This window comes from Nocardia sp. NPDC058497, from assembly GCF_042720195.1.
Taxonomy (GTDB): Bacteria; Actinomycetota; Actinomycetes; order Mycobacteriales; family Mycobacteriaceae; genus Nocardia.
The window spans coordinates 1-3,674 of sequence record NZ_JBHXMY010000579.1 but is presented as its reverse complement, the minus strand read 5'-3'; the positions used below and the strand labels follow the sequence as shown (position 1 = coordinate 3,674).

3 protein-coding genes are annotated in these 3,674 nt (G+C 68.3%); 2 read left to right on the top strand and 1 reads right to left on the bottom strand.

Going from position 1 to position 3,674, the window contains the following annotated elements; all coding sequences use genetic code 11:
* Positions 1–1,281: DoxX family protein (locus ACFWPJ_RS27540; protein WP_378855610.1), on the bottom strand; the 1,281-nt coding region annotated here is incomplete at its 3' end.
* Positions 1,282–1,468: 187 nt separating this feature from the next.
* Here ACFWPJ_RS27540 and ACFWPJ_RS27535 point away from each other — a divergent pair.
* Both ACFWPJ_RS27535 and ACFWPJ_RS27530 read left to right on the top strand, forming a co-directional pair.
* Positions 1,469–2,599 carry a phosphotransferase family protein gene (locus ACFWPJ_RS27535; protein WP_378855608.1) on the top strand — a complete coding sequence of 377 codons (1,131 nt, stop codon included), beginning with the start codon at positions 1,469–1,471 and terminating at the stop codon, positions 2,597–2,599.
* Positions 2,600–2,614: 15 nt separating this feature from the next.
* On the top strand, positions 2,615–3,674 hold a 1,060-nt coding region (locus tag ACFWPJ_RS27530; RefSeq protein ID WP_378855606.1), incomplete at its 3' end, for a hypothetical protein.

The following is a 3,674-nucleotide window of genomic DNA, read 5'->3' as shown; positions in this document are numbered from 1 at the left end:
GTTGAGCGTGACCGTCACCGGGCGGCCGTCGAGCTCGCCCCGCACCGTCAGCCGGTCGTCGGCAGGCCGGTCGACGGTGAAGGTCGTGGTGGCCGCCGGAGTCTGGCCCGGCGCGGAGGGTGCGGCGGCCAGCGTCATCGTGTGCGCCTCGGTGTCGAACGTGGCGACCACCGGCACGACCGAGTCGTCCATCCGCTGATACCCGGCCGAACCCGCATCGATGATCAGGCGCTGCCAGCGCACCGGATCGGTGGTCAGCGGCGGCACCGGGCTCGCCTCGGCGGTGAACTCGGTGACCTCCCAGATGCCGTACAGCTCGGGTTTCGGTGCGCCACCGCCGTATTCGTCCCATTGCTGCGTGGCGAGGTAGATCAATCCCCCTGTGACCCACAGCCCGGCCGCGATCTGGACCACGGCCGCCCACCGGTTCTTGCGCGCCGAGTCGAACAGTGGCGGCTGCACCATCGGCCCCGAATCCCGCTCCAGCACCAGCACATTCGCGAGTCTGCGCGCCTGCGGAGCGAGCAGCACCAGACTCATCAGCAGCAGATGTCCGGACAGCATCTTCACCGGCACGTCGAAGGTCAGGTTCAGCAGGAACACCTGCGCCATGCTGATCACACTGAGCATCGCGCCCAGCGTCGCGGTTCGCGCCCAGAACAGCAGCAGACCCGCGAGCACCTCGGCCGCACCCAGCGCCATCTCGTAGGCGGGCGAGGACCCGACCTGGGTCCACAGCATCGACATCGGGCTCAGGTCGCCGACCCGCAGGAGCAGCGTGGTGAGCGCGGGCTCCGGCATCTGGGTCGGGATGAGCTTGGCGAACCCGTAGAACAGCATCTGCCCGCCGACACACAGCCGCAGGACCGTGAGGAACCAGCTCGACAGCCGGGGGTAGGCGAGCCTGCGCCGGTCCAGCACCGACCAGACGACGGTCACCAGCACGGCCGCCACCAGCACCAGACCGCACTGGATCCAGATCGCGGCCTGATCGCCGCTGCCGTTCATGGCCAGCTCCGCCTCCACCCCGAAGACGTGCTCGCCGATCCAGCTACTCACCGGCGCGAGCGAGAGCATTTGCCACGCGATGGCCTCCTCGGGCAGTTGCAGGGCGAGCACACCGAGGAAGACGAAGCTGATCTGCGCCATCCACATGCAGAACAGACCGAGGTAGGCGACACTGAAACGGAAGGCGAGCCGCGTCACCGGGTGCCAGGTCGGAGCGGGTGGCGGCGGGCTCGCGATGTCGTCGTGGGCGCGCTCCGTGGTCACGGCGGTCACCGTTGCCTCCTCATCGAGTTCGATTGCTACCGAAGCTAATCGGCGTCGCGGCGGGGCGCGTCCGGGAAAACCCCGATCTTTGCGGTGTCAACCCTGAATCTCACTCACCGACGGCCGGCTAGGCATTCCCGCCGCTCTTCCGGTACGCCGGTATCGAACGTGTTTCAACTTGCCGACAGGGGTACCTATGTCCGACGATCCGGACCTCACCGCACAACAGTCGCTCACCGTCACCGAGCGTGATCTCGACGAACTCGCCGAGCAGTTGTCGCAGTGGCTGGCCGGCAAGGTCGGCGCCGATACACCGCCGAAGGTCGGCAATCTGAGCAAGCCGTCCACGGGCGGCATGTCGAGCACCACCATCCTGTTCGATGCCGAGTGGTCGGTCGACGGGGTCGCCGGGGGCGGTTCGTTCGTGGCCAGGATGGCGCCCGAGGACGGCTCGTTCCCGGTGTTCCAGTCCTACGACCTGCCGCTGCAGTACCAGGTGATGGCCGGGGTCGCCGAGGCCTCCGATGTCGCGGTGCCGCCGCTGCGCTGGCTCGAACTCGACGAATCCGTCTTCGGCACACCGTTCTTCGTCATGGAGAAGGCCCAGGGCCGGGTGGCCGCCGACAACCCGCCGTACGTGTTCTTCGGCTGGGTGTTCGACGCGACCGTGGCCGAGCGCGAGCAGATCGCCGACGCGACCGTCGACGTGATCGCCCGCGTGCACGCGATCGACGACATCACCCGCCGCTTCCCGCTGCTCGACGGCGAGGGTTCGGCGCTGCGCAGGCACTTCGAGGCCCAGCGCGACTGGTACCGGTGGGCACTGACCGACGACGGCGTGCGGATCCCGCTGATCGAGCGGACCTTCGACTGGCTCGAAGCCAACTGGCCCGCCGAGACCGGCCCCGACGTGCTGAACTGGGGCGACGCCCGCCCCGGCAACATCCTGTTCGACGAGTTCACCCCCGCCGCGGTCCTGGACTGGGAGATGGCCACCTTCGGCCCGCGCGAACTCGACCTGGGCTGGGTGATCTTCATCCACCGCTTCTTCCAGGACATCGCTACCCGCTTCGACCAGCCCGGCCTGCCCGACTTCCTGCGCAAGGACGCGGTGGTCGCGAAATACGAAGAGCTGACCGGACATACGGTCCAGGATCTGGACTTCTACGTCATCTACGCGGCGCTGCGGCACGCGATCGTGATGGCCAGGATCAAGCGCCGGATGATCCACTTCGGTGAGGACACCGTGCCCGCCGAACTCGACGACTACGTGATGCACCGGCTCAGCCTCGAGGCACTGCTCGACGGCACCTACGAGTGGGACTGAGAAGGAGATACGACCATGAACGCGATCATGCCCGTCCCCCTGGACGAATACCCGGTCCATCAGACGCCCTTGTCGCTGGCCAGGGCAGCCACCAGCGACCGCAACTTCTACGACCGCTACTACTTCAACGCCTTCGACCCGGCCGGCGACAGCATGCTGATCACCGGGTTCGGCGTGTACCCGAACCTGGGTGTGGTCGACGCGTTCGCGACGGTGCGCCACAGCGACACCCAGCGCAGCGTGCGGTTCTCCGACGCGCTCACCTCCCGCGATCTGACCACGGCGGTGGGCGGCTACCGGATCGAGGTGATCGAGCCGCTGCAAAAGCTGCGAGTGGTGTGCGAGCACGACGACCTCGGCTTCGACCTCACCTGGACCGGCGCGCATCCGGCCGTGCAAGAGCAGCCGCATCTGATCCTGTCGGGCACCCGGCCGATCATCGAGGCCTCCCGTTTCGCCCAATTGGGTTCCTGGGCAGGCACTCTCGCCGTCGACGGCCGTGACTACACGGTCGATCCGGCGGTGTGGACCGGCAGCCGCGACCGCTCCTGGGGCATCCGTCCCTCGGGCGAACCCGAGCCGCCCGGCCGCGCCGCGTCCGAGGGCGCGGGCGGGTTCTGGTGGCTGTACGCGCCGCTGCGGTTCGACGAGTTCGCCATCGTGGTGATCATCCAGGAGGACCCCGACGGCACCCGCACCCTCAACAACGCGGTCCGGATCTGGAACGACGGCCGCAAGGAACAGCTGGGCTGGCCCCGGATGCACTGGACCTACGAGCCGGGCACCCGGCACCCGAAGTCGGTGCGCCTGGACATGACCACCCCCGACGGCAAGCCACTCGAGGTCGAGATCGAATCCCGCCCCGGCATCACCCTGCACGTCGGCTGCGGCTACGGCCCCGACCCCGACTGGACCCACGGCCGCTGGATGGGCCGCGACTGGTCGCTGTCGAGTGCCTACGACCTCACCGACCCCGCGATCATCGGCCGCACCCCCTACGGCGTGATCGACCACATCGGCTTCGCCCGCTGCGGCGACGCCGAAGGCTGGGGCCTGTTCGAGCACGCCTCGATGG

Bases quoted from the DNA above. Each gene is read 5' to 3' on its own strand.
- ACFWPJ_RS27535 (WP_378855608.1), top strand. From the start codon at position 1,469: ATGTCCGACGATCCGGACCTCACCGCACAACAGTCGCTCACCGTCACC.